The 22,499-nt window shown below is 38.8% G+C and carries 20 protein-coding genes; 9 read left to right on the plus strand and 11 right to left on the minus strand.

The features are described 5' to 3' along the window. Nucleotides 1–127: 127 nt before the first annotated feature. Nucleotides 128–679 carry a M23 family metallopeptidase gene (locus AC1M86_RS07760; RefSeq protein WP_035268718.1) on the minus strand — a complete coding sequence of 184 codons (552 nt, stop codon included), beginning with the start codon at nt 677–679 and terminating at the stop codon, nt 128–130. 304 nt (nt 680–983) lie between these two features. Here AC1M86_RS07760 and AC1M86_RS07765 point away from each other — a divergent pair, with 304 nt between their 5' ends. Together AC1M86_RS07765 and uraH are read left to right on the plus strand one after the other, a co-directional pair. Beyond that, nucleotides 984–1,766, plus strand: coding sequence for an rRNA large subunit pseudouridine synthase E (locus tag AC1M86_RS07765; protein WP_035268720.1), 783 nt, complete (start codon nt 984–986; stop codon nt 1,764–1,766). Between the two features lie 127 nt (nt 1,767–1,893). Beyond that, nucleotides 1,894–2,289 (plus strand): hydroxyisourate hydrolase, encoded by a 396-nt coding sequence (gene uraH / locus AC1M86_RS07770; RefSeq protein ID WP_481591371.1) that lies wholly within the window; start codon nt 1,894–1,896, stop codon nt 2,287–2,289. Here the strand turns inward: uraH and AC1M86_RS07775 are convergent. Continuing rightward, nucleotides 2,269–3,012, minus strand: a complete 744-nt coding sequence (locus AC1M86_RS07775; protein WP_481607673.1) for a hypothetical protein — start codon at nt 3,010–3,012, stop codon at nt 2,269–2,271. The two genes, uraH and AC1M86_RS07775, sit on opposite strands and share 21 nt — an antisense overlap. A 64-nt stretch (nt 3,013–3,076) precedes the next feature. Next, nucleotides 3,077–4,780 (minus strand): M61 family metallopeptidase, encoded by a 1,704-nt coding sequence (locus AC1M86_RS07780; protein ID WP_481607674.1) that lies wholly within the window; start codon nt 4,778–4,780, stop codon nt 3,077–3,079. 179 nt (nt 4,781–4,959) lie between these two features. Here AC1M86_RS07780 and AC1M86_RS07785 point away from each other — a divergent pair, with 179 nt between their 5' ends. The 4 genes from AC1M86_RS07785 (at nt 4,960) to AC1M86_RS07800 (ending at nt 9,840) form a co-directional block, all read left to right on the plus strand. Further along, nucleotides 4,960–6,270, plus strand: a complete 1,311-nt coding sequence (locus tag AC1M86_RS07785; RefSeq protein WP_481607675.1) for a D-alanyl-D-alanine carboxypeptidase family protein — start codon at nt 4,960–4,962, stop codon at nt 6,268–6,270. A gap of 121 nt (nt 6,271–6,391) precedes the next feature. Beyond that, a complete protein-coding gene (locus AC1M86_RS07790; protein ID WP_481607676.1) occupies nt 6,392–7,678 on the plus strand; it encodes an NAD(P)/FAD-dependent oxidoreductase in 1,287 nt (428 codons plus the stop codon). Between the two features lie 135 nt (nt 7,679–7,813). Further along, nucleotides 7,814–8,296, plus strand: a complete 483-nt coding sequence (locus tag AC1M86_RS07795; RefSeq protein WP_092767151.1) for an FKBP-type peptidyl-prolyl cis-trans isomerase — start codon at nt 7,814–7,816, stop codon at nt 8,294–8,296. Nucleotides 8,297–8,427: 131 nt separating this feature from the next. Beyond that, on the plus strand, nt 8,428–9,840 hold the full coding sequence (locus AC1M86_RS07800; RefSeq protein ID WP_481607677.1) for a cryptochrome/photolyase family protein: 1,413 nt from the start codon (nt 8,428–8,430) through the stop codon (nt 9,838–9,840). Here the strand turns inward: AC1M86_RS07800 and AC1M86_RS07805 are convergent. Then, on the minus strand, nt 9,827–10,462 hold the full coding sequence (locus AC1M86_RS07805) for an HD domain-containing protein (RefSeq protein WP_481607678.1): 636 nt from the start codon (nt 10,460–10,462) through the stop codon (nt 9,827–9,829). The genes AC1M86_RS07800 and AC1M86_RS07805 overlap by 14 nt on opposite strands. Before the next feature lie 33 nt (nt 10,463–10,495). Then, the gene (gene yaaA / locus AC1M86_RS07810; protein ID WP_481607679.1) at nt 10,496–11,275 is read right to left on the minus strand and encodes a peroxide stress protein YaaA; all 780 of its coding nucleotides are present in this window, start codon (nt 11,273–11,275) and stop codon (nt 10,496–10,498) included. A 123-nt stretch (nt 11,276–11,398) separates the two neighbouring features. Between yaaA and AC1M86_RS07815 the strand changes: the two genes are divergently transcribed. Then, nucleotides 11,399–12,028: an alpha/beta hydrolase gene (locus AC1M86_RS07815; protein ID WP_035267316.1), complete on the plus strand. Its 630-nt coding sequence runs from the start codon at nt 11,399–11,401 to the stop codon at nt 12,026–12,028. A gap of 67 nt (nt 12,029–12,095) precedes the next feature. Here AC1M86_RS07815 and AC1M86_RS07820 read toward each other — a convergent pair whose 3' ends face one another. The 4 genes from AC1M86_RS07820 to AC1M86_RS07835 all read right to left on the minus strand — a co-directional run bounded on the left by AC1M86_RS07820 (nt 12,096) and on the right by AC1M86_RS07835 (nt 17,381). Beyond that, a complete protein-coding gene (locus AC1M86_RS07820; protein ID WP_092767159.1) occupies nt 12,096–12,470 on the minus strand; it encodes a hypothetical protein in 375 nt (124 codons plus the stop codon). Between the two features lie 111 nt (nt 12,471–12,581). Continuing rightward, a complete protein-coding gene (locus AC1M86_RS07825) occupies nt 12,582–14,828 on the minus strand; it encodes a bifunctional prephenate dehydrogenase/3-phosphoshikimate 1-carboxyvinyltransferase (RefSeq protein ID WP_481607680.1) in 2,247 nt (748 codons plus the stop codon). Between the two features lie 19 nt (nt 14,829–14,847). Further along, a complete protein-coding gene (pheA, locus tag AC1M86_RS07830) occupies nt 14,848–15,957 on the minus strand; it encodes a prephenate dehydratase (protein ID WP_035267321.1) in 1,110 nt (369 codons plus the stop codon). 281 nt (nt 15,958–16,238) lie between these two features. Further along, the gene (locus AC1M86_RS07835) at nt 16,239–17,381 is read right to left on the minus strand and encodes an acyl-CoA dehydrogenase family protein (RefSeq protein WP_481607681.1); all 1,143 of its coding nucleotides are present in this window, start codon (nt 17,379–17,381) and stop codon (nt 16,239–16,241) included. Nucleotides 17,382–17,592: 211 nt separating this feature from the next. Here AC1M86_RS07835 and AC1M86_RS07840 point away from each other — a divergent pair, with 211 nt between their 5' ends. Continuing rightward, nucleotides 17,593–18,594 carry a glycosyl transferase family protein gene (locus AC1M86_RS07840; RefSeq protein ID WP_481607682.1) on the plus strand — a complete coding sequence of 334 codons (1,002 nt, stop codon included), beginning with the start codon at nt 17,593–17,595 and terminating at the stop codon, nt 18,592–18,594. Between the two features lie 50 nt (nt 18,595–18,644). Here the strand turns inward: AC1M86_RS07840 and AC1M86_RS07845 are convergent, their stop codons facing one another. Both AC1M86_RS07845 and AC1M86_RS07850 read right to left on the minus strand, forming a co-directional pair. Further along, entirely contained in the window at nt 18,645–18,911 is a 267-nt protein-coding gene (locus AC1M86_RS07845) for a YeaC family protein (RefSeq protein ID WP_035267325.1), read from the minus strand. A 2-nt stretch (nt 18,912–18,913) separates the two neighbouring features. Continuing rightward, nucleotides 18,914–19,855 (minus strand): NAD(+) kinase, encoded by a 942-nt coding sequence (locus tag AC1M86_RS07850; RefSeq protein ID WP_092767167.1) that lies wholly within the window; start codon nt 19,853–19,855, stop codon nt 18,914–18,916. A 227-nt stretch (nt 19,856–20,082) separates the two neighbouring features. Here AC1M86_RS07850 and mrcB point away from each other — a divergent pair, with 227 nt between their 5' ends. Further along, on the plus strand, nt 20,083–22,479 hold the full coding sequence (gene mrcB, locus AC1M86_RS07855; protein WP_092767169.1) for a penicillin-binding protein 1B: 2,397 nt from the start codon (nt 20,083–20,085) through the stop codon (nt 22,477–22,479). The last annotated feature ends 20 nt before the right edge of the window (nt 22,480–22,499 follow it).

Genomic DNA, 22,499 nt, shown 5'->3' on the forward strand with positions numbered 1-22,499 from the left:
AGAGCTGTATCAAAATACTGCATCGTAACTTCCATTGTGTAAGCTATTTAAATTTCAGAGGATTAAAATTGATATATGTTACGAGGCTTACAAGGCTCTCTCATTTGTTTACTTGTATTAACGAGACTTATTCCTCTGGTTTTAAATCTGGTTTTAAATATGGATATGGATTTGTAGCACCACTCGTTAAATAAATCCCATAATGTAAATGTGGAGGTGTATTGATCGCATTGCCAGTATTTCCCACATATCCTAATACTTCACCGACTTCAACCCAGTCACCTTCTTGGATGTGTGCTGCATATTCATCTAAATGTGCATAGTAATGGCGACTTAACTGAGGTCCTACCACCCAGATGACTTTACCTCCCAAACTATTTGTGCCGATACGACTTACAATACCTTGTGTTGTACTCAATACAGGCGTACCTCGTTTGGCAAAAATATCAATTCCTTGATGTGTACGACCATTTGAACGTGCTGCCCCCCAAGTATCTGCTATTTGAGTTACTTTGACTCCTTCAACGGGTATCGCCAACGGCTCTGTCAACGCTTGCTGTTGAAGTTTCCAGTATAAATATGGATATTGTATTCCTGCTGTTGCGCCTGAATTTGGGGGCTGACAAGCAGTAAGCATCCAACTGATTGCAATGAGTGATCCGATAATCCTTTTTTTCATATACAACCTAACATCTTAAATTGAGTTAAATTTTAGCGTCTGATCGACGTTTGCATTGTATTGTTTAAATTAAAAGCACTTGTCAGCAACCAATAAAAGCCTGCTTATACCGATTAAATCGTCAGAATTACATATTTTTTTTGATCAATACGATACTTTCTTTTTTGAATCACGCATAATAGTCACCAATTCCCCGATTTATTTTGTTTGACTTCAATGATCGAATCCTCAGATCAATTCAGGATGTTCATAAATTCTTGATAAGTCAGACCTTTCACTATTTGCACATTATTGAAGTTTTTATATGAAAATCGTCATTCTCAATAAACCTTATGGCGTTCTCTCCCAGTTTCGTAAAGACGAAGCGCATATGACAATGTCTGATTTCGTTGACGATCCGACTTTACGTCTTGCTGGACGTTTAGACATGGACTCTGAAGGTCTAGTGTTTTTAACCGACCATGGTGGTTTAAATCAGTACATTACCAACCCTGCCAATAAGAAATTTAAAACTTATTTGGTTCAAGTCGATGGTGATGTGACTGAAGAGGCTTTAGAACAGCTTCGTAAAGGTGTAGAGCTTAAAGACGGTATGACTCTACCCGCAAAAGCTGTAAAAGTTGAACAGCCTGAGTGGTTATGGGATCGTGATCCTCCTGTTCGTTTCCGTGCTTCTGTACCTACTTCTTGGGTTGAAATTTCGATTTGCGAAGGTCGTAACCGCCAAGTTCGACGTATGACTGCAGCAGTAGGTTTCCCAACTTTACGTCTTATTCGCACTAAAATTGGATCAATAGACTTAGTACAGATGGGTCTTGAATCTGGCGAAACTAGAGAAATTGAACCATTACTTTATCCTGACTTTCAAAATGTTCCTGCAGAAGAGCCATACCGCTCACGCTCTTATGTGAAGAAACCAGGCGGTACAGGTGGCAAGCCGATTAATAAGAAAGTCAATAAAGATGGTACTAAGAAAAAATCGGGTACTAAACGTATTTGGCAAATGGAAGAACATGAGAAACCACGTCGTAAGACCAATGGTACTACTCGCCCAAATACAAAAGCTCCACGTGGGCGCGCACGCTAAGCTCAAGCTATTGTAAAATAAGTAAAAAGGATGCGATTGCATCCTTTTTTTATACATAAATTAACTTAAATAATCTCTCATTTTAAGTACACTTTTTCAATTATTTGCTTACTGTGAGTTGATACTTATGAAAAAATTTACGCTTGCTCTTTCAGGTTTTGCATTTTCAACATTCACTTTGGCAAATCCTTTAAGTGTTCATGTGCTTAATCAAGAAACTGGTCTTCCATCCTCAAATATTGCAGTTACCCTTGAAGCGCAGCAGGGTGAAAAATGGGTAAAGCTCAACGAAGCTAAAACGGATGAAAATGGTCGTATCAAGGCTCTATATCCAGCTGAAACAGATCTTCAAAAAGGTGTTTACAGAGTAACTTTTAAAACGGGTGACTGGTTTAAAGCAAATAACAAACGTACTTTCTTCCCAGAAGTGCCAGTGGTTTTTGTGATTGATGGTAGTTTAGATCATTACCATATTCCGTTGTTATTAAGTTCATATGGTTATTCAACCTATCGAGGGAATTGATTCTCTTCCGATAATTGATACATGATTTTCATTATTTATTCGAATATCAAAGTAATGTTGCGATTGAAATTTATTTCCATATATATCTTCAAAATTAATAATTAGTCTGTATGTTAATTCGCAACATTTACTTAAAATCTCTGATTCACCTTTAGATAAATAATTTGAGATCCAAACACTAGTAAAGTCATTAATTCGGTTAAGTTGCTGTAATAGTCTAAGATTGTCAACTCCACCTAACACCTCAACAAAACATGCCTTTTCCTTACCATCATTGAAAATTCTAAACTGAAGTAATGGTGCTTCTTGATATTCTATTTTTGCATTTACCGCATCGATAGGGTGTGGATTTAATCTAATTTTTGACTGAGCTACAACTAAAATTGGCTTCACAGACTCATGTATCGAACTATAATAATTTTTCTGATCATCTACTAATCTTTTCTGTTGTTTGACATTCTCTCGTATTTCATCAATTTGAAGCTGTAATGCTTTTTCTTGTTGTTCTAAGGCTTTGGTATTTTGTTCAAGCTGTTTACCTTGCTGAACATAACCAAGAACAAGCCAAAGAAAAGCAATAGGTGCAAAAATTCCAGCAAGTGAATCCCCCAATTCATTGAGAGATACTGGACTTTGTAAGTTAGCAAAAAACCAAATCAACGCAATGACTAAAAGCCATATGACTGTAATTACAATACCCCACACCAAACTTTTCTGATTCATCTTCTGACAATAAAAAACCCATAGCTAAGTATGGGTTTTACATGAATTTTATGACCTAGGCAAATTAAGCTTTAAGCCATTTCTCCACTCTAGATTGATCGGAAACCTTAAGTTCTACTTCAGTGAGTTCACTACCACCTGATTGAACTTCAAATTGCATTAATTCATCACGACGGAAAGCATGCACATTAAAAGTACCTTCCAATTTTGCATACTTGTCGAGTTGTTTAGTGGTCGCCTTCAAACCATCAACTGCGATGATAATATCATGAGCAGAAAGCCCAGCTTTAACACCAGCGCCATCACGACGAGCAGACTGAATTAATACACCTTCAGGTTTATCTACAAGTTTTAAACCAAATGGTAAAGATTTATCATGCTTTAAAACATAGTCTAAGCCAAATTCAGGGAACAATTGATCAAGCGGTAACTCATCCGTGGTATTAATCAAATGATTAATTTGTTCAGACCAATCATCACCTGTTAATTCCTGGCATAATTCATAGATGGTACGTTCATGAACCTGTGTACCCTTTTGCGCATTTTCATACAGCTTACGCATCAATGCATCAAGACTTGAACCTCTTAAACGTAAACCTAAATCTAGACACAGCGCTACTAAGCAACCCTTGTTATAGTAACTTGTGCCAGCATTGTTAGAGTTTTCATCTTGACGATAGAATTTGACCCATGCATCAAAACTTGACTCTGCAACAGTTTGAACAAAACGACCTGGATTTTGCAAATAACGATCGATCTGCGCCTTTAACAACTTCAAGTAAGATTCCTGAGAAATCACACCACTACGCAGTAGAATCAAATCATCATAGTAGGACGTAAAGCCTTCAAAAATCCACAGCAAAGAGGTATAGCCCTCTTTGTCTAAATCATAATTCACAAAATTTTCAGGGCGAATAAATTTCACCAACCATGAATGAAAATATTCATGGCTACACAACCCTAAGAAACGCTGATAATCAGCGGAAGGTTCAACAGGCTCATTGGACTTAGGTAGATCATCACGTGGAGAAATCAAACTGGTTGAGTTCGGGTGCTCTAAACCACCATAACTGTTACCCGTCGCGATGGTCATAAAAGTGTAGTTTTCAAAAGGTGCTGAACCAAACATGGATATTTCTGTCGTACAGATTTTCTCAATATCTTGTTTCATACGTTCGACATTCATCGCATGTTTGCCAGAAACCACAAACTCATGTGGTATACCATTTGCTTCAAAAGCAAAACGAGTTTGATCTGCAAGCTCAAATGGTGCATCAATCAATTCAGCGTAGTTTTTTGCCTTAAGCGTATAGCGACCACGCACTAAACTTTTAGATGCCAATCCTGTAGCGAGTTGGAAATGTTTCAATTCATCTGGCAAAAATAACTCAACTTCTACCGCTTTATCTTCTTGTCCTTCTAAACCTAAACATGCACAAGCAGGATTCACATATAAGCGTGTTTCATCAACATAAGCACCACGTACTGAGAGGTCGTATGCATAGACGTCGTACTCAACCGTAATCAGCTCAAAATCAGTATTAAATAACTGCCACTTATTTTTTTCATTTTTACGAATCTTGAGTATTCGACCATCTTCATCATAGGCACGAACAGACTCAATATGTTTTGAAAACTCTCGAATGAGATAACTTCCTGGAATCCAAGTTGGCAAGCTCAATACTTGAGTTGGTTGAGCAACGAAACGAACAGTAACGTGAATGAGATGCTGACGAAAGTCGTCAAATTCGATCTGATAATGCAACATAATGTCTTAATTGAGAAACTATAGAACCAACTTGTATTTAGATTAGCATTTTTTTACTTGGAGTTGCGCGATTCGTATTAATTGTCTACAAATCTGACTAGAGTTTCAGAAAAAAAAGGCATAGCATGCGGTGTGCTTGATGATCTATGCCATTGGATTGGCTTATATAGGTAAACCCGTTGAAACTCTACTCTGCTCTACTCATAATTTTTAGTTTTTTTATTGTAAATATCACACATGCTTCCTTGTTCGAAGTTGCACCAGAAAGTTTAGAAGCTGAAGCATGGACTGTCTTAGATCCACAATCAGGTCAAGTCATTACTGAACACAATAGCCATGTCCAACGTGCACCAGCTTCGTTAACCAAAATGATGGTGGCATACATCGTTCTGAAAGACATTCAAGCAGGTAAAATTAGCAAAAATGAAGTTATTACTGCCACACCAGTCGTCAATGTAGTTCAATGGGATGAGTCTCAGATGTATCTGAAGCCGACTCAACAAATTACGATTGATCAGCTTTTGGCAGGCTTAATTATCATGTCTGCCAACGATGCTGCTGTCACATTGGCTGAACGAATTTCAGGATCAGTGCCTGCATTTGTTCAACGCATGAATCAAGAAGCCAACGCACTTGGCATGAAAGATACAAACTTTGCCAATCCTGCGGGCATTACAATGGATATGCACTATTCAACAGCGCATGATTTAGCCGTGCTCGCACAAGCACTCACCAATGAAACACCCGATTACCTTGACTACTCTAAACAGCAAAGTTTTACTTACAATCAGCATTTTCACCGTGCAACGAATATCTTACTCAAACAAGATGCTACTGTTGATGGTTTAAAAACAGGGTTTACTCGTGCTGCAGGCTATAACCTTGCACTTACAGCCAATCGACCAACTCAACAATTTGACCTCAATCAAAGAAGACTTATTGTTGTGGTACTCGGTGCTCAAAGTGGCTTTAAACGCGCTGAAATCGCACATCAGCTTTTAAACCTATCCTATGCTTATACACGCAATGAAATTGCAATTAAAAAAAAGCAACTGATTGCTGAACTCCCTGTAGTCGCATCTACCTTAAAAATGTTCAGAGTCGAAACTAAAAAGCCAAGTATCGTGACGACCTCTTTGTATAACGCGAATCAAATGATTGATATGCGTAATTTTGACAATCAAACTCATCGTTTGATTCAAACAGATGCTTTTGGATTCACTTCAGCTCTTGAGCCTTTACAGCAAACTCAAACGCATATGAACGTCGAGCTACTAACACAATCATTAACCGCACCTATTGCGCAAATTCAGCAGTTGGCACGTATTCATATCTATCAAAATAACCGGCTCATTCAAACGGTAATGATTGAGGATGAACTTCAAATTGAAGAAGCATCATGGTTTGAAAGTATTTTGAATTGGTTTAAACAATTATTTAGTTTCGGATCTAGCAGTGCAAATCAAGCAAAAATCTATCCTTTAAACTGATTGCAGTTTTTTATTGTAAATCTGTAACTTGTAATACAAAAGAACAATTCTTTTAAAAAAGAGATGGCATATTACCCCCATCTCTTTTTTATTTATGACGCTATAAAAATAGGAATATTAAATGTCGAATCTTCATCATATTGTCATTGTGGGTGGTGGTGCTGGTGGCTTAGAACTAGCAACACAACTGGGTGACACGCTGGGCAAATCTAAAAAAGCAAAAATTACATTAGTTGACCAAAAGCTTACACATATTTGGAAACCACTTTTACATGAAATTGCAGCAGGTACGCTAAGCCCTAGTGATGAAGAAACAAATTATTTTGGTCATGCTGCGAAACATCATTATGAGTTTGTATTGGGTAAATTTGAACAATTAGATCGTGAAGCCAAGACCATTCAATTGCTCAAACCTGTTGCATCGACCTATGACCAATCGACTGATCATTTAACGCTAAGTTATGACACTCTTATTCTAGCGGTTGGTTCGGTTTCCAATGATTTTAATACTTCAGGTGTGCAAGAACATTGTCACTATTTAGATAATTCAAAACAGGCCGAACAGTTCCAGCAGCATCTACTTCATCTTTATATCGAAGCTCAAAATAACAATGACCATCGTGAGCTGCATATTGGCATTATAGGTGCAGGTGCAACAGGTGTTGAGCTTGCAGCTGAATTAGTTCAAGCCAAACAAAACTTCTTTAAATACGGTCTTAATAAAATTGACCCTAAAAGCGTCAAAATTTCACTAATTGAAGGCGCGGATCGTATTCTACCGGCTCTTTCTGAAAAAATGTCAGACCACAGCACCAAGCAGCTTAAGCGCATGAATGTGGATATTTTAACGTCTAAGCGTGTCGAAAAAGTGGATGCTGATCAAATTTACTTTAATGATGGAAGTTCAATTCCAGCACAATTAAAAGTTTGGGCTGCAGGCATTAAAACTCCAGCAGTGATTCAAAACCTAGAAGGCTTCGAAAAAGATCGTATGGGTCGCTTACACGTATTTGCAACACTCCAAACAAAAGCAGATCCGAATGTTTTTGCTTTCGGTGATTGCGCATACTGTATTTTAGATGCCCGTGAAACCGCTTTAGGACCGCGTGCGCAAGTTGCAAGTCAACAGGCTGCTTTCCTCATTGATGCAATGAAAGCACGAATTTCAGGAAAATCACAGCCGATGTTCAATTTTTCTGACAAAGGTTCACTTGTGTCTTTAAGTGAGAATAAAGCAGTTGGTGAATTACTTGGTCAGGTCAATGTTGAAGGATTTGTGGCGAAGTCGATGTATGTATCGCTTTACCGACTGCATCAAGCCACGATTTATGGTTATGCACAGGCAGGGTTACTCACAGCCAAAGATTTTGTGACCAGAAAAATAGCACCTAAAATCAAATTGCATTGAAAAATCGAAAAGACACCCCAATGTAATATTTAAGCGTTATAAATTATCGAAACTGCATTTTTTTTAGAAAATTGTCTACAAAAATTGGTTTTCACTTTATGATGTACCCTTAAAATATTTGAATGGATCATTAACATGACAGTTATTGCAAATGACCTTGTGGTTTTATTTAACTATAAATTGACTAATGCAGAGGGTGAAACTCTCGATCAATCTCAAGGTGAACCACTTGCATATTTGCAAGGCGCTGGCAACATTATCCCTGGCTTAGAAAAAGCAATGTTAGGTAAAACGACTGGTGATAAATTCACAGTAACGATTCCTGCTGCTGAAGCTTATGGTGAGTACAACACTGATTTAGTTCAAGAAGTACCTAAACAAATGTTCCAAGGCGTAGACAACATCGAAGCTGGTATGCAATTCCAAGCGCAAACTGATGATGGCGTTCAAATTGTGACTGTTAAAGCGGTTGAGGGCGAAAACGTAATCGTTGATGCTAACTTCCCGCTTGCTGGTCAAGACTTAACATTTGATGTTGAAATCGTTGAAATCCGTGAAGCAACTCAAGAAGAGTTAGATCACGGTCACGTTCACGGTGTTGGTGGTCACCACCACTAAGATCTACGGATTTTAGGACAAAAAGGTGAAGCTTCTGCTTCGCCTTTTTTTTATGCAAAAAATTACAATGCTTAACGATTTAAATGATTCAAATTCTTATAATTTCCTGAGGATATTTGGATATTAATCATATGAATCTCATTTGGTTTCGTCAGGATTTAAGAGTTAGGGACAACACGGCGTTAATGGAGGCAACCCGGCATGGGAATACTTGTGCAGTGGTGATACTTTCGCCTGAACAATGGAAATTGCATGATGATGCAGTGATTAAAATTGACTTTTATCTTCGCCAACTTAAATCACTTGAAAGTGAGTTAAAGCAATTCAATATCCCACTTGTAGTGGAAATCGTTCCCCAATGGGATGATGTACCAGCTAGATTATTAACTTTCACAAATAAATATCAAATTACTGCGATACACGCCAACATTGAAATCGGCGTGAATGAGTTACATCGTGATGCACAAGTGCAGACCTTATTAGAATCGCATCAAGTAACTGTCAAGTATTATCATGACCGCACAATTTTCCCACTTGGATCAATTCGAAATAAGACGCACCAGCCTTACCAAGTTTTTGGTGCTTATAAACGTGCATGCTATGAAATCTTGAATATCTCTGTTCCTCAACCACTCGCTGTACCGAAAGTACAACCTCATGAGCTTATACAACGCTTTCATACCTCCAAAATTCCATCAATACATGATTTTTATCCTGATGCTCAGATTAAATATCAATGGCCTGTTGGAGAATCATATGCACTACAAATGCTCGAGAAATTTGTTGACGAGAATTTAGAGCCCTATAAACAACAACGCGACTTTCCAAACATTGATGCTACCAGTCAATTATCACCGTATTTAAATCTAGGAATTGTTTCGATTCGACAATGTTTGGCTGCAATTTTTAGTCGCTCAAATGGCAATTTTCATCTCTACTCTGATGGTCAACAAACTTGGTTAGATGAATTATTATGGCGAGAATTTTATCAACACATCCTGTTTGACTTTCCAAGATTATCGAAATATCAACCATTCAATATAAATACATCTAATGTGCCATGGCGTGATGCACCCGATGAATTAAATGCTTGGAAGTTTGGACAAACGGGTATTCCAATTGTGGACGCTGGAATCCGTCAAATGCTTCAAACAGGATGGATGCACAATCGTGTCAGAATGATTGTCGCCATGTTCCTTAGTAAGAATTTGCTCATCGACTGGCGTAAAGGCGAACAATGGTTTATGCAACATTTGATTGATGGAGATTTAGCGGCAAATAATGGTGGTTGGCAATGGTGTGCTTCAACAGGTACAGATGCTGTACCTTATTTCCGTATTTTCAACCCCATTAGTCAATCACAAAAATTTGATAGTCAAGGTAATTATATTCGCAAATGGGTACCTGAATTAGCTCATCTTGATGCAAAAATCATTCATGAGCCTTATGCTAAAAATCCGAATCTTAAACTCAATTATCCAAAACCTATTGTTGATTTAAAGATGAGTCGACAGCGCGCATTAGCTGCTTTCAAATCAGCCTAACGAATGCTCGTTCTAAATTTTGTTTGGCTTGATTTTCTAAAGTGTCATGAAAATATGCTGTTTTATAAATGGATTCCATTTGATAAAAGCTATTAAGAACTTCATTTCGTTTTAATGTATAAATTTCAGAGGGTACCCAACTGAATTCTTGATGAATTTGCTGCTGATATTCTTCAAAACGTTTGGCGTTTGAACCGAGAATTGCAAGATCAATATCAAGTAAATAGTTAAGATCCGAATCAGATGCACAACGATGCTCTTTGGTCGCTAATATCCACTGATAAATTTTCTCACATCTCCTCATCTCCATGTGGGGAGATATGCTATTCAGCATCATATCAGCACTTTGTTGTTCATTATCATGTGCCTTAGGCTCATAAATGACATCATGAAACCAAAGAGCTATAGAGACTGATAAAGGATTTTTTAAATTTGGTAGAACCAATTGTAAGTGATCCATACATTCAACGATATGCTGCACTGTGTGGTAGTGACGATGAGGCTCACTGTAATGAATTTCTAATCTATCAAGAATAGATATGGAATCCTCTGAAGATAGTTCAAGCTGTTGTGCAGTAACGGCCCAGTATCTTCTCAACTGGTTTAAATATGCATCAATCATCAGACATCTTGCCCCGCTACCGCCTATTTATTTTTAAGCAGCCTGCTCATCACGTTTAAAAACGAGCTCACCTTTCAAAGAACTTTCAGCATCGAAATAATAGCCGTCTGTATTGAATGATTTAAGATCATCCACCGTGTTAGGTTTATTTTCGATAATATAACGTGCCATCAATCCTCGGGCTTTTTTAGCATAGAAACTTATCACTTTATATTTTCCATTTTTCTGGTCTAAAAATACAGGCTTGATAATTTCAGCTTTAATTTTGCTTTCTTTCACCGATTTATAATATTCATCGGATGCGATATTGACCAATAAATCACTCTTAGCTTTTGATAAGTCTTGATTGATCAATTGGGTAATTTCATCTCCCCAAAATTCATAAAGATTGTGACCTCGTGGATTTGCTAATTTCGTGCCCATTTCTAAACGATAAGGCATCATTAAATCCAGTGGTCGAAGTAATCCATAGAGACCTGATAGCATTCTTAAATGGCGTTGAGCATATTCTAAATCAGCTTGCGTAAGCGAATACGCATCCAGACCTGTATAAACATCGCCCTTAAAGGCAAAAATTGCTTGGCGTGAATTTGATAAATCAAGGTCTGATTGCCAATCTCTAAAGCGTTCCACGTTAAGATTCGCAATTTTTTCACTTACACTCATTAATTTGGCGATTTCTGAAGCAGACAGTTTACGACTTACGTCTATAAGCTGTTGTGAGTGGTCAAGCAATCTTGGTAAAGTATGCTCATCAGTTGGAAGTGTAGATTCATAATCTAATGTCTTAGCAGGAGAAATTAAGGCAAACATAGAAACCTGATCAAAAAACAATTAATCAAACTATAACAGTAGACTTATTTTATTTCCAATTGTGTTTTTTTTAATTATTGACGTTAAAATATACGATTCTCCTGCACGTTAATCGGTATTTTTATGTCTGAACAAATGTTCATTCAAGGCCCTGTTGGCAAAATTGAGGTTTTTGTAGATTATCCTCAGTCTGAAGTAAAAGGATTTGCGGTCGTTTGTCACCCTCACCCGCTTCAAGGTGGTACTCCTCAGCACAAAGTTCCCACTCTGCTAGCTCAAATGTTCCTTGAGCGTGGTTATATCGTTTATCGTCCAAGTTTCCGTGGATCAGGTCAAAGTGAAGGGGTTCACGATGAAGGATTCGGTGAAACAGAAGATATTTTAGAAGTCATTCGTCAAGTACGCGCGAAACACCTTACATTGCCTTTCTATGTTGGAGGCTTTAGTTTTGGTGCACATGTCATGGCGAAGGCATATCATGCACTACCTCAAGAAATTCAACCTGAACAAGTTATTCTATGTGGTTTACCAACAGCTACAGTTGCTGGTATCCGTCACTATGTTACTCCGGCAATTAAAGGTGATATTCTGTTTATTCATGGTGAGGCAGATGAAGTCACTTTATTATCCGATTTGATTGAATGGGCAAAGCCTCAACGCCATATTATTACAGTGCTACCTGGTGCTAATCACTTCTTCACAGGTTATTTGAAGCAACTTCGCGTCGCGATCACTCGCTTCCTTACGGCTTAATATAAATATTACGTGTTTCAGAAAAACCCAGTGTAGATTCTTTACATTGGGTTTGTTTTATTCCTCGTTAGGATTTCCATTCTAGCGACTGGAACGACTCATCTTCTCTTAATGTCTGCTCTACTGCTTGCGCAAGTTGTTTAATCACACTCTGCGTCTCAATTTTTTGGAACCAATCCTGTTCCTCATCTGCATGCGCACTTATTTCACATACAAAATGTCCTTCGCCATCTGGTTGATTACAGTTCACCCCTAAAGCGATTGGGTGATCAGAGACACTGACTTCTAATTCATGCGGATTCGTAGTTTGAGTGTGAAATCCATGTTGCACCAACTGTTCAGATAACAATGCTGTAACGTAAGTTTGTGCATTATCATGAGAATGACTTGAATGAGCCTTAGCGTATTTCGTTTGATCAACTAAAAATTGTAATTTTTTCATTTCCTCATCCAAAGGCTTTTTAATTATATAGAATTAGAATAAGCAATATAAACAAAACAGCCAAGCTTTTGCTTGGCTGTTTGAAAAGAAATATACAAATCTTTGGTCGTATTATTCACTAACTTGAATAGATAGACCCGCTTGTTCAGTGAGTTGAGTAAATGTTGGGAAACTTGTTGCAACGGTTTCAGTTCCCAAAATTTTAATTGCGCCTGAAGTACGCAGACCCGCAATGGAGAAACTCATGGCAATACGATGATCATGATGTGACTCAATTTCACCACCTGTAAAGATAGCAGACCAATCACCAGACTTACCTTTACCTTCAATAATAATGCCGTCATCCGTAGGCGTACAATCAACACCCATGGTTTTCAATCCATCAGCCATCACTTGGATTCGATCAGACTCTTTTACACGAAGTTCAGCTGCACCAGTTAACACTGTTTGACCTTCAGCACAAGCTGCAGCAATAAATAATGCTGGGAATTCATCAATCGCTAAAGGTACTTGATCTTCAGGCATGTGGATGCCTTTCAAAGTACGAGTGCCACGAATTCGAATATCAGCGATTGGTTCACCACCTGCAATTCGTTCATTCTCGACTGAAATATCAGCCCCCATTTGCTTCAAAATTTCGATCACACCAGTACGAGTAGGGTTAATACCCACTGCCTCAAGTGTTACATCTGAATTTTCAGTAATGGCAGCACCCACCATAAAGAACGCAGCAGATGAAATATCTGAAGGCACTTGAATATTCGTGCCAACTAACTTACCACCACCTTTTAAAGAAATACGGTTACCTTCAGTTTTCACATCATACCCAAATGCACGTAACATACGCTCAGAGTGATCACGTGTAGGTTCTGGCTCAATCACCGACGTTACACCTTCTGCCCATAAACCAGCGAGCAAAATGCCAGACTTCACTTGTGCAGAAGCCATCGGTAAATCGTAATGAATACCTTTAAGTTGCTGATTACCTGTGATCGATACTGGCGGTGTGCCACGCTCACCTGTTGTTTGAATTTGAGCACCCATTTCACGGAGTGGCTTTGCAATACGTTCCATAGGACGTTTGCTCAACGATGCATCACCAGTCATTACTGAGTCAAATTTTTGCGCAGACAACATCCCTGACAGAAGACGCATCGAAGTCCCAGAGTTACCCATATAAAGCTCACTTGCTGGAGCTTTAAGGCCATCCATTCCTACACCATGAATCGTGACTTCACCATTTTTTGGACCTTCAATATTTACACCCATATCACGGAATGCTTGAAGTGTTGCTAAGGCATCTTCACCTTCTAAGAAACCAGTAACATGTGTTGTACCTTCAGCGATCGCACCAAACATGATTGAACGGTGTGACACAGATTTGTCACCTGGCACGCTAAATTTTCCAGTAAATGATTTAGCACCCGGCAGAATAGTAAATTGCTGTGTCACAGTTTTGTTCTCCATTAAAGGTTTCTTGGCAAGCATATGGTTAAAATGTTGGCGTGCTGCTTGAGCATGTCCAAGCAATCCCATGAGTGCTTTTGAATCTTCGTTTTCAATGAGCTGTCGAATATGAGCCAATTGGTTCTCAAATCCATCAACAGCATTCAAAATCGCTTTTTTATTGGCAAAGAATATGTCATGCCACATTTGTGGATCACTCGCCGCAATGCGAGAAAAGTCTCTGAAACCACCTGCTGCATAACGGAAAATGTCCAGATTATCTTCACGATTTGCAAGTTGCTCAACCAAATTGAATGCCATTAAATGTGGCAGATGACTTGTATGCGCAAGCACCTCATCATGCTTTTCCACATCCATACAAATTACTTCAGCTTGAGCAGCTTGCCATAACTGAATCAGTTTTTGCACTGCCCACTCAGCACTTGTTGCTAACGGCGTTAATATCACTTTGTGGTTAGCAAATAAATCTACTTTACCTGCATGAACACCAGTATGTTCAGCACCAGCTATTGGATGCCCTGGAACAAAACCTGCGGGTAACTGCTCACCAAAAACCGCAATTGCAGCCTCAACCACATTGCCTTTGGTACTGCCCACATCTGTAATTATAGTATCAGGAGTAATCACAGATTTGATCGAGTTTAATACAGATTGTGTAGCTCTCACGGGTAAAGCAAGAACAATTAAATCTGCATCAACCACTGCATCTTTGGCATTAGCATATCCTTCACTAATCAAACCTAAAGCTTTAGCTTCTTCTAACGTTTGAACAGATCGCGTAGATGCCACAACATTTTCAGCAAGACCATGTGCTTGAATGACACGTGCTAAACTTGATCCAATCAATCCTAGCCCAATAAATGCAACTTTTTTAAATAAAGGTTGAGACATATCTAAGTATCAACTCTTTTTAAAGTACCGCAATCGGGTATGAACCAAGAACACGGATTTCTTTGACTAATGGACGAATTTCTTCGACAGCCGCACGTACGTTCTCTTGTTCGATATGCCCTTCTAAATCGATAAAGAATACATAAGCCCATTTTTCAGGCAATGCAGGTCTTGTTTCGATACTGGTCAAGCTAATGTTATGTTTAGCGAACGGCGCTAAAATTTCTAATAACGCACCTGCACGGTCATGTGCAGAGATCAATAAAGAAGTTTTATCATTACCACTTTGTGGTACTTTTTCACGCCCAATAACTAAGAAACGTGTTGTATTTTCTGGATTATCTTCAATATTGCTATGTAAAATTTCTAAATCATATAAGCTCGCAGCTGTTTCAGATGCGATTGCCGCAGAATGCCATTCATTACGGATACGGCGAGCAGCTTCAGCATTCGAACTCAAAGCCACACGTTCAACACCTGGATAATGAGCATCGAGCCAGCCACGACATTGAGCTAAAGTTTGTTGATGCGCATAGATTTGTTTAATGCTGTCTTTACGCGTATTTGAAGAAATCAAAAATTGATGATGAATACGTAATTCAACTTCACCAATCACATTTAAATGTGACGCTTTGAAACAATCAAGCGTGTGGTTAACCACGCCTTCTGATGAGTTCTCAACAGGAACTAAACCATAATGTGCACTGCCTGCTTCGACTTCACGGAACACTTCATCAATTGTAGGAAGTGGGCGTACAACCGCATCATGTCCAAAATGCTTCAGTACTGCCGAATGGGTGTAAGTTCCTACTGGACCAAGGAAAGCAATGCTTTGTGGTGCTTCTAAAGCAAGGCACGCAGACATAATTTCTCTAAACAAACGTGCCATCGTCACGTCAGATAAAGGACCTTCATTACGCTCCATCACATTACGCAAAACTTGTGCTTCACGCTCAGGACGATAAAACATTGGATTTTCTTCAGAAGCAAATTTTGCTTTTGCTACAGCTTCAGCAAGTCGTGCTCGACGGTTAATCAGTTGTTGGAGTTGTTGATCTACTGAGTCGATATCTTCGCGGATTTTAGCTAAGTCTAAAGAATTCGTCGTGTTTTGATCATCGTTGATCATTGTAATGTCGCCTTACAGAATCAGTTATGTAAACAGTATAACAATAGTTAGCTTTCAAATGTTAAGCAACCAAACTTTATGGCAATAAGACTTAAAAATATACAGTTGAAATAATCATCAATCCAATACGCGCTATAAATTAGAAAAAGACAAGAACATTGAATAGGATAGCTTTAATCTTTTTTTTAAAATCAGTTCGTTCTATAAGTTTTAAAAATTGAAAACACATTCGAATACATCTCGCTTGTATTCATCAAGCGAGATGTAAATACGGATAAAAATTAACGTCCTAGCATGCCACGTGCTACGATTTCTTTCATGATTTCGTTGGTTCCGCCGTAGATTCGTTGAATACGTGCATCCACAAAGAAGCGTGAAATAGGATATTCCGTCATATAGCCATAGCCACCAAAGAGTTGCAGTAGATTATCCGCCACTTTCATTTGCATATCTGTACTGAAACTTTTTAATGCAGCTGCTGTTTCAACATCCAATTTCCCTTCTTTATACAATGCTAGGTTTTGATTATAAAAAGCGGCTGTAGCCAGTTCATCGATTTTCGCTTGTGCTAAAACAAAACGAGAATTTTGGAATTGTCCAATTTTTTGACCAAAAGCCTGACGTTCTTGGACATATTGAACTGACACATCAATTGAACCTCGAATTGCTCCTAATGCTGTCGCAGCAATCGCTGTCCGCTCACGAGGTAATTCTTGCATCAAATATGCAAATCCCTGACCCGCTTGACCTAAAAGCTGATCAGCTGGAACTTTTACATTGTCAAAAAAGAGTTCCGAAGTATCTTGCGAATGCAAACCGATTTTGTCGAGATTTGTGCCTTTTTTAAACCCTTCTAAATGAGTATCAACCAATAGAAGTGAGACGCCTTTAGCACGTGCCTGAGGATCTGTTTTAACGGCAAGCACAACCAAGTCTGCATGCTGACCATTTGAAATAAAGGTTTTAGAGCCATTCAAAACATAATGATCACCATTCAAAATGGCATTCGTACGGATGGCTTGTAAATCAGAACCAGCACCTGGCTCTGTCATTCCAATTGCCCCGACCACTTCACCAGAAACCATTTTTGGCAACCAGTATTTTTTTTGTTCTTCGTTCGCGATGTGTAGAATATATGGTGCTGCAATTTCTGAGTGACATGAAATACCTGTCGATAATGCGCTATAACCTGCACGTGCCGACTCTTCAACCAACATTAAAGAATATTCTGTTGGAACACCATAACCACCATATTCTTCAGGAACATCTACGCACAAGAAGCCATTTTCACCAAGTGCATTCCACACTGAACGTGGCATTTTTCCTTCACGTTCCCACTGCTCATAATGAGGAGCAACGTGCTCACTCATAAAACGTTTGAAATTATCACGGAATAATTCTAAATCTGCATCATATGCCAACATTCTTGTGTTCCTTACATTTCATTTTTTTATAAGTATTCATGCTATCCCGTTTTTTTCCAGTTGTCATGGACAAAAGCGCTTGAAAATTCATACAATTTGGTCAGTCTCAAAAGCTAAAAATAATGCTTGATCATTGAATTTGATATTTAGCTTTTATTCGAAGCATCATTCCACGTTACACTGTCATTAAGAACATCCAACTGCATTGATCATGAATACAAAACGTAATTTATATAAAGACTTTGAACATCCATTTGCGCAATTTGTTCGTATTCTTGGCAAAGGAAAAAATGGTGCGCGATCACTGACCTATGAAGAAGCCTATCAAGCATTTGAGATGATTTTAAAAAATGAGGTATTAGACGTTCAGCTGGGTGCTTTTTTAATGCTTTTACGAGTGAAAGAAGAATCTGTAGATGAACTGGCTGGCTTTGTGCAAGCGACTCGTGATCAACTTAAATTTAGAGCTATTGATGTCGACCTAGACTGGTCTTCTTACGCGGGGAAACGCAAACACTATCCGTGGTTTATCTTATCGGCGTTAACCTTAGCAAAACATGGTCATCGTATTGTAATGCATGGGGCTTCTGGACATACCATTAATCGATTATATACAGAACAAGTTTTAGAGTATTTAGGTTATACCATTTGTCAAAATGAAAACGAAGTGACATCAGAACTTAATCAGCATAACTTTGCCTATATACCACTCGAAGTCATTTCACCTACCTTGAGTGACTTAATTGCATTACGCAATATCATGGGCTTACGCTCACCCATTCATACGCTTTCACGACTCATCAATCCCTTCAATGCCAAAGCCACTTTGCAAGCGATATTTCACCCTGCGTACCGCAGTTCTCATCAACAGACTGCCGCCAAATTAGGTTACGTTAACAGTGCGGTGATTAAAGGTGAAGGCGGTGAATTTGAACGAAACCCAGATGCAAAAACCTTAATTTGCGGTATACGAGACGGTGAACTGTATGAGCTTGAACTTCCGAAACTCACAGCTGATCGTTCAGCAATTGAAGAAGAGTTGAACTTAGATACTTTCAAAGAAGTATGGTTAGGTGATTCCCAACATACTTACGGAGAGGTGGCTGTTATTGAAACTATGGCAATCGCACTTTACACCATGAATGTGGCTGATACATTTACACAAGCGCAGACTTTGGCTCAAGAATACTGGCAATCACGTCATCGAGTTTAACTTCGGATTAAAAAAAGACACCATCAGGTGTCTTTTTTAAGCATAGAACATTATACAAAACGTATAGGTTGAAATTCTGGCTCTGGAACATGTGAATCACATTCATCACCTTCCTCTTTATGACCTTTATCAATATACCCTGATCTTTCTGTTTCTGGCAGATTTTTAGCTTCCCAAGCAATGACTGCTTGCATTGAAATCTGACGCTGCTCTTGAGTTAAAGCTACACCGTTTGGCCATTTACCGATTTCAACGGCAGTTCTTAAACGAGCAACGATGTCTGCATCCAAAACTGATAACATTTGTTCAATATTCATGTTTAGTCCTGCTGATGAAATGAATCGTAATCTTGATTCCATCCTAGTTTGGTACGACATGCCATATAAAAGTCGTATCCAGGTGGATGTAATAAAGTAAGTTTGAAAGGATGTTTGCGAATATGCAACCAATCACCTTCATTTAAAGAAACACTGTGTTGCCCATCAGCACTCACCATTGGCAACACTCGATTCTTACGAATTTGAATTTTAATTTCACTTTGACCACCCACCACAATCGGACGAGAAGAAAGCGTATGCGGGTGCATTGGCACTAGCGCGATCGCATCCATACTTGGGTGCAAAATTGGACCGCCACCAGAAAGTGCGTATGCTGTTGAACCCGTAGGTGTCGATACAATCAAACCATCACTGTGTTGGCGATAAACATATTGACCATCAATATGAAGATCAAACTCAATCATATGGACTGACTTACCTGAATGCAGCACCACATCATTCAATGCTATTGCATCATAAATCAGTTCATTTTTACTACGAACTTCGACTTCTAATAAAAAACGGCGATCTAGCTGAAACTCACCTTTCAAGACTTGATCTAATTTAAATAACACTTCTGTCGGTTTGATATCTGTTAGGAAACCTAAACGCCCACGGTTTACCCCGATGACGGGAGTATTGTATTTCACTAAAGATCTAGCCGCTTGAAGCAATGAACCATCACCACCTACGACAATCACCAAATCTGTAACTTCACCCAATAAAGCTCGACTGACCGTTTGCGAATTTTTATAAGGGACCAATTTAGCGGTTTCTGAATCAAAAACTGGATGCAAACCTAAACTAATCAAATGGTCATGAATTAGACTTAAAGTCTCAACCACAGATGATTTATCTGGTCGTCCAATTAATCCAATATTACGAAATGACTTTGCTGAAAGTTGCACGTATGCTACGGCTCCAGATGAATTGTTGAGTATCATATCATCATCATTCTGTGACTTACATATTTCAAGCCTGTTTCATGTTATGAATTTCACGAATAATTTCACATTTCCCCAACTTAAAATCTTAATTTTCTCCTTAATATTGAATTAGATAAATCATTACATTTATCTAAAAAAGGCATAAATTCACAGTTTAATTATTGCAAATTATAAAAAAGCTTCGCATGATGAGCGCAATAAAACAGGGTTTTGCTTTTTGATCTATGAAGTTTGAACGTGGTATTGGCTTAATTGCATTGATTTTCTCAGTGCTGGTGATTTCTGCATTTGTGGCTTTTAGTATTTATCTAATCCGTTTAGATAATATTATTCGCGATAAATTTGAAGGCAATCGTTGGGATATTCCAGCGAAAGTATATGCACGCCCCTTGGAAGTTTATGCTAATGCACCCGTTGAGCAACAAAACTTCATTCAAGAGCTAGGTCTGTTGGGTTATAAAAACGCTGAAGACTATACCAAGCCAGGTAATTTTTTGGTTCAAGGCAATACTATATATGTCCACACGCGTGGCTTCGATTTTGGTGATAGTGTAGAACCAGAACAAATCCTCCAAGTCAGTTTTGGCGCTAGTCAAATTTCAGAGATTAAAGCAACAAAACCATCGAGTACGGGGATTGCCCGTCTAGAACCAATGTTAGTTGGGGGAATCTACCCTCAACACAACGAGGACCGTGTTCTCATTAAACTCAATCGTGTTCCTAAACCTTTAATTCAAGCGCTTATTGCGACTGAAGACCGCAACTTCTATCATCATCACGGCGTCTCGTTTCGTGGTACAGCACGCGCAGTTGTAAGCAACGTTACTGGTGGTAAGCGTCAAGGTGGTTCTACACTCACACAGCAATTGGTTAAAAACTTTTATTTGACCCCTGAACGTACAATCAAACGTAAAGTGAATGAAGCCTTTATGGCGTTGTTGCTTGAGTTTCATTATGACAAAGATGAAATTCTGGAAGCATATTTGAATGAAGTTAATTTAGGACAAAATGGTAATTACTCGATCAATGGCTATGGTTTAGCGTCTCAATTTTATTTTGGTTTACCACTTAGAGAATTGAGTATAGCGCAACAGGCTTTCCTTGTCGGACTCGTTCAAGGTCCTAGCTTATACAATCCTTGGAGAAATCCTGAAAGTGCATTAAAACGCCGTAATGTTGTTCTAAACAATATGTTAGTCATGGGATATTTGACTGAAGAGCAATATGAAACTGAGTCAGCTAAACCTTTAAACGTGATTAAAAAACCGACTTTAGGCCCAGCTCGCTTCCCTGATTTCCTAGACATCGTTCGTCGTCAACTCAAAACAGAATACCAAGAAAGCGATTTAACGAAACAAGGTCTTCGAATTTTCACCACATTAGATCCAATCGCACAAATCAAAGTACAAAAATCATTTACAGATTCAGTATCAAGACTGTCTAAGACCAATCCTGCACGCTTGAAAGAGCTTCAAGGCGCGGTATTAGTTTCTCACCCTGAAAATGGTGAATTGATTGCAGCCGTAGGTTCAGTATCTGACTTCACAGGTTTTAACCGCGCAGTTGATGCAAAACGTCAGGTAGGCTCATTATTAAAACCTGTTATTTTCCTAACTGCTTTGGAATCTGGTCGTTATAACTGGGCGACGGCAATCGAAGACTCGCCAATTAGTGTGCCAGTCGATCGCAATCAGACTTGGACACCCAAAAATTATAGCGGAACTTCGTATGGTTACGTCCCAATGGTTCAAGCTTTAGCCAATTCGTATAACCTATCTACAGTTCGCTTAGGACAAGAATTTGGACTTTCTTCATTTACCAATCATTTAATGAAGTTTGGCGTGACTTCACCTATTCCAAATTACCCATCGATTTTCTTAGGGGCTGTTGAAATGTCGCCTATGGAAATCATGAATATTTATGGCAACTTTGCAACTGGAGGGTTTAAATATCCTACAAAATCTATCCGAACAGTTGTTGATACCAATGGTCAGCTCATTAATCGCTATAGTTTAAATGTTCAACAAACGATCGACCCATCGGCTGCTTATATTTTAAATTACGGATTACAACGTGTGATGTCGGCAGGTACAGGACGTGCTGCTTATAACGGCCTCGCTCCGAATCTAAATCTAGCGGGTAAATCAGGTACGACCAATGATACAAGAGATTCTTGGTTCGCGGGGTATTCAGGTAATCATTTGGCAGTTGTCTGGCTTGGATTAGATGACAATAAAGTCACAGGCTTAACGGGCTCATCTGGCGCTTTACCCGTGTGGACCAACGTAATGAAGCAACTGAAGCAAAAACCAGTCAATTTACGTCAACCTGATGAGGTACAATGGCATTGGATTGACTCAAATAGCGGCGAGCTTTCAGCACAAGGTTGTCAAGGTGCGCTCTATGTACCGATACTTAAATATACTGTTCCTCGTCGCGCAACAGCATGTGGCTTACCACACTACCAAGTAGAGCCGACTTACGTTCCTGAAACGAATGCAGAAGAAATTCCAGCAGAAGACAGCATCGACCAATATATTCGTGAGAGCGAAACAGAAATGGAACGGGATTTAAATACGAATGCCACTCGAGTACTTTCGAGTGGAAGTTATAATCCTTAAAATAAGTTTAGGAGGAGTTA

It is taken from the genome of Acinetobacter sp. ANC_7654, assembly GCF_056779855.1.

Coding starts and splice junctions, on each gene's coding strand:
- AC1M86_RS07800 (WP_481607677.1), top strand. CDS start 8,428: ATGAATCTCATTTGGTTTCGTCAGGATTTAAGAGTTAGGGACAACACG.
- AC1M86_RS07845 (WP_035267325.1), bottom strand. CDS start 18,911: ATGAATATTGAACAAATGTTATCAGTTTTGGATGCAGACATCGTTGCT.
- yaaA (WP_481607679.1), bottom strand. CDS start 11,275: ATGTTTGCCTTAATTTCTCCTGCTAAGACATTAGATTATGAATCTACA.
- AC1M86_RS07775 (WP_481607673.1), bottom strand. CDS start 3,012: ATGAATCAGAAAAGTTTGGTGTGGGGTATTGTAATTACAGTCATATGG.
- AC1M86_RS07795 (WP_092767151.1), top strand. CDS start 7,814: ATGACAGTTATTGCAAATGACCTTGTGGTTTTATTTAACTATAAATTG.
- AC1M86_RS07760 (WP_035268718.1), bottom strand. CDS start 679: ATGAAAAAAAGGATTATCGGATCACTCATTGCAATCAGTTGGATGCTT.
- AC1M86_RS07825 (WP_481607680.1), bottom strand. CDS start 14,828: ATGTCTCAACCTTTATTTAAAAAAGTTGCATTTATTGGGCTAGGATTG.
- AC1M86_RS07835 (WP_481607681.1), bottom strand. CDS start 17,381: ATGTTGGCATATGATGCAGATTTAGAATTATTCCGTGATAATTTCAAA.
- AC1M86_RS07840 (WP_481607682.1), top strand. CDS start 17,593: ATGAATACAAAACGTAATTTATATAAAGACTTTGAACATCCATTTGCG.
- AC1M86_RS07820 (WP_092767159.1), bottom strand. CDS start 12,470: ATGAAAAAATTACAATTTTTAGTTGATCAAACGAAATACGCTAAGGCT.
- AC1M86_RS07850 (WP_092767167.1), bottom strand. CDS start 19,855: ATGATACTCAACAATTCATCTGGAGCCGTAGCATACGTGCAACTTTCA.
- AC1M86_RS07790 (WP_481607676.1), top strand. CDS start 6,392: ATGTCGAATCTTCATCATATTGTCATTGTGGGTGGTGGTGCTGGTGGC.
- AC1M86_RS07815 (WP_035267316.1), top strand. CDS start 11,399: ATGTCTGAACAAATGTTCATTCAAGGCCCTGTTGGCAAAATTGAGGTT.
- pheA (WP_035267321.1), bottom strand. CDS start 15,957: ATGATCAACGATGATCAAAACACGACGAATTCTTTAGACTTAGCTAAA.
- uraH (WP_481591371.1), top strand. CDS start 1,894: ATGAAAAAATTTACGCTTGCTCTTTCAGGTTTTGCATTTTCAACATTC.
- AC1M86_RS07780 (WP_481607674.1), bottom strand. CDS start 4,780: ATGTTGCATTATCAGATCGAATTTGACGACTTTCGTCAGCATCTCATT.
- AC1M86_RS07805 (WP_481607678.1), bottom strand. CDS start 10,462: ATGATTGATGCATATTTAAACCAGTTGAGAAGATACTGGGCCGTTACT.
- mrcB (WP_092767169.1), top strand. CDS start 20,083: ATGAAGTTTGAACGTGGTATTGGCTTAATTGCATTGATTTTCTCAGTG.
- AC1M86_RS07765 (WP_035268720.1), top strand. CDS start 984: ATGAAAATCGTCATTCTCAATAAACCTTATGGCGTTCTCTCCCAGTTT.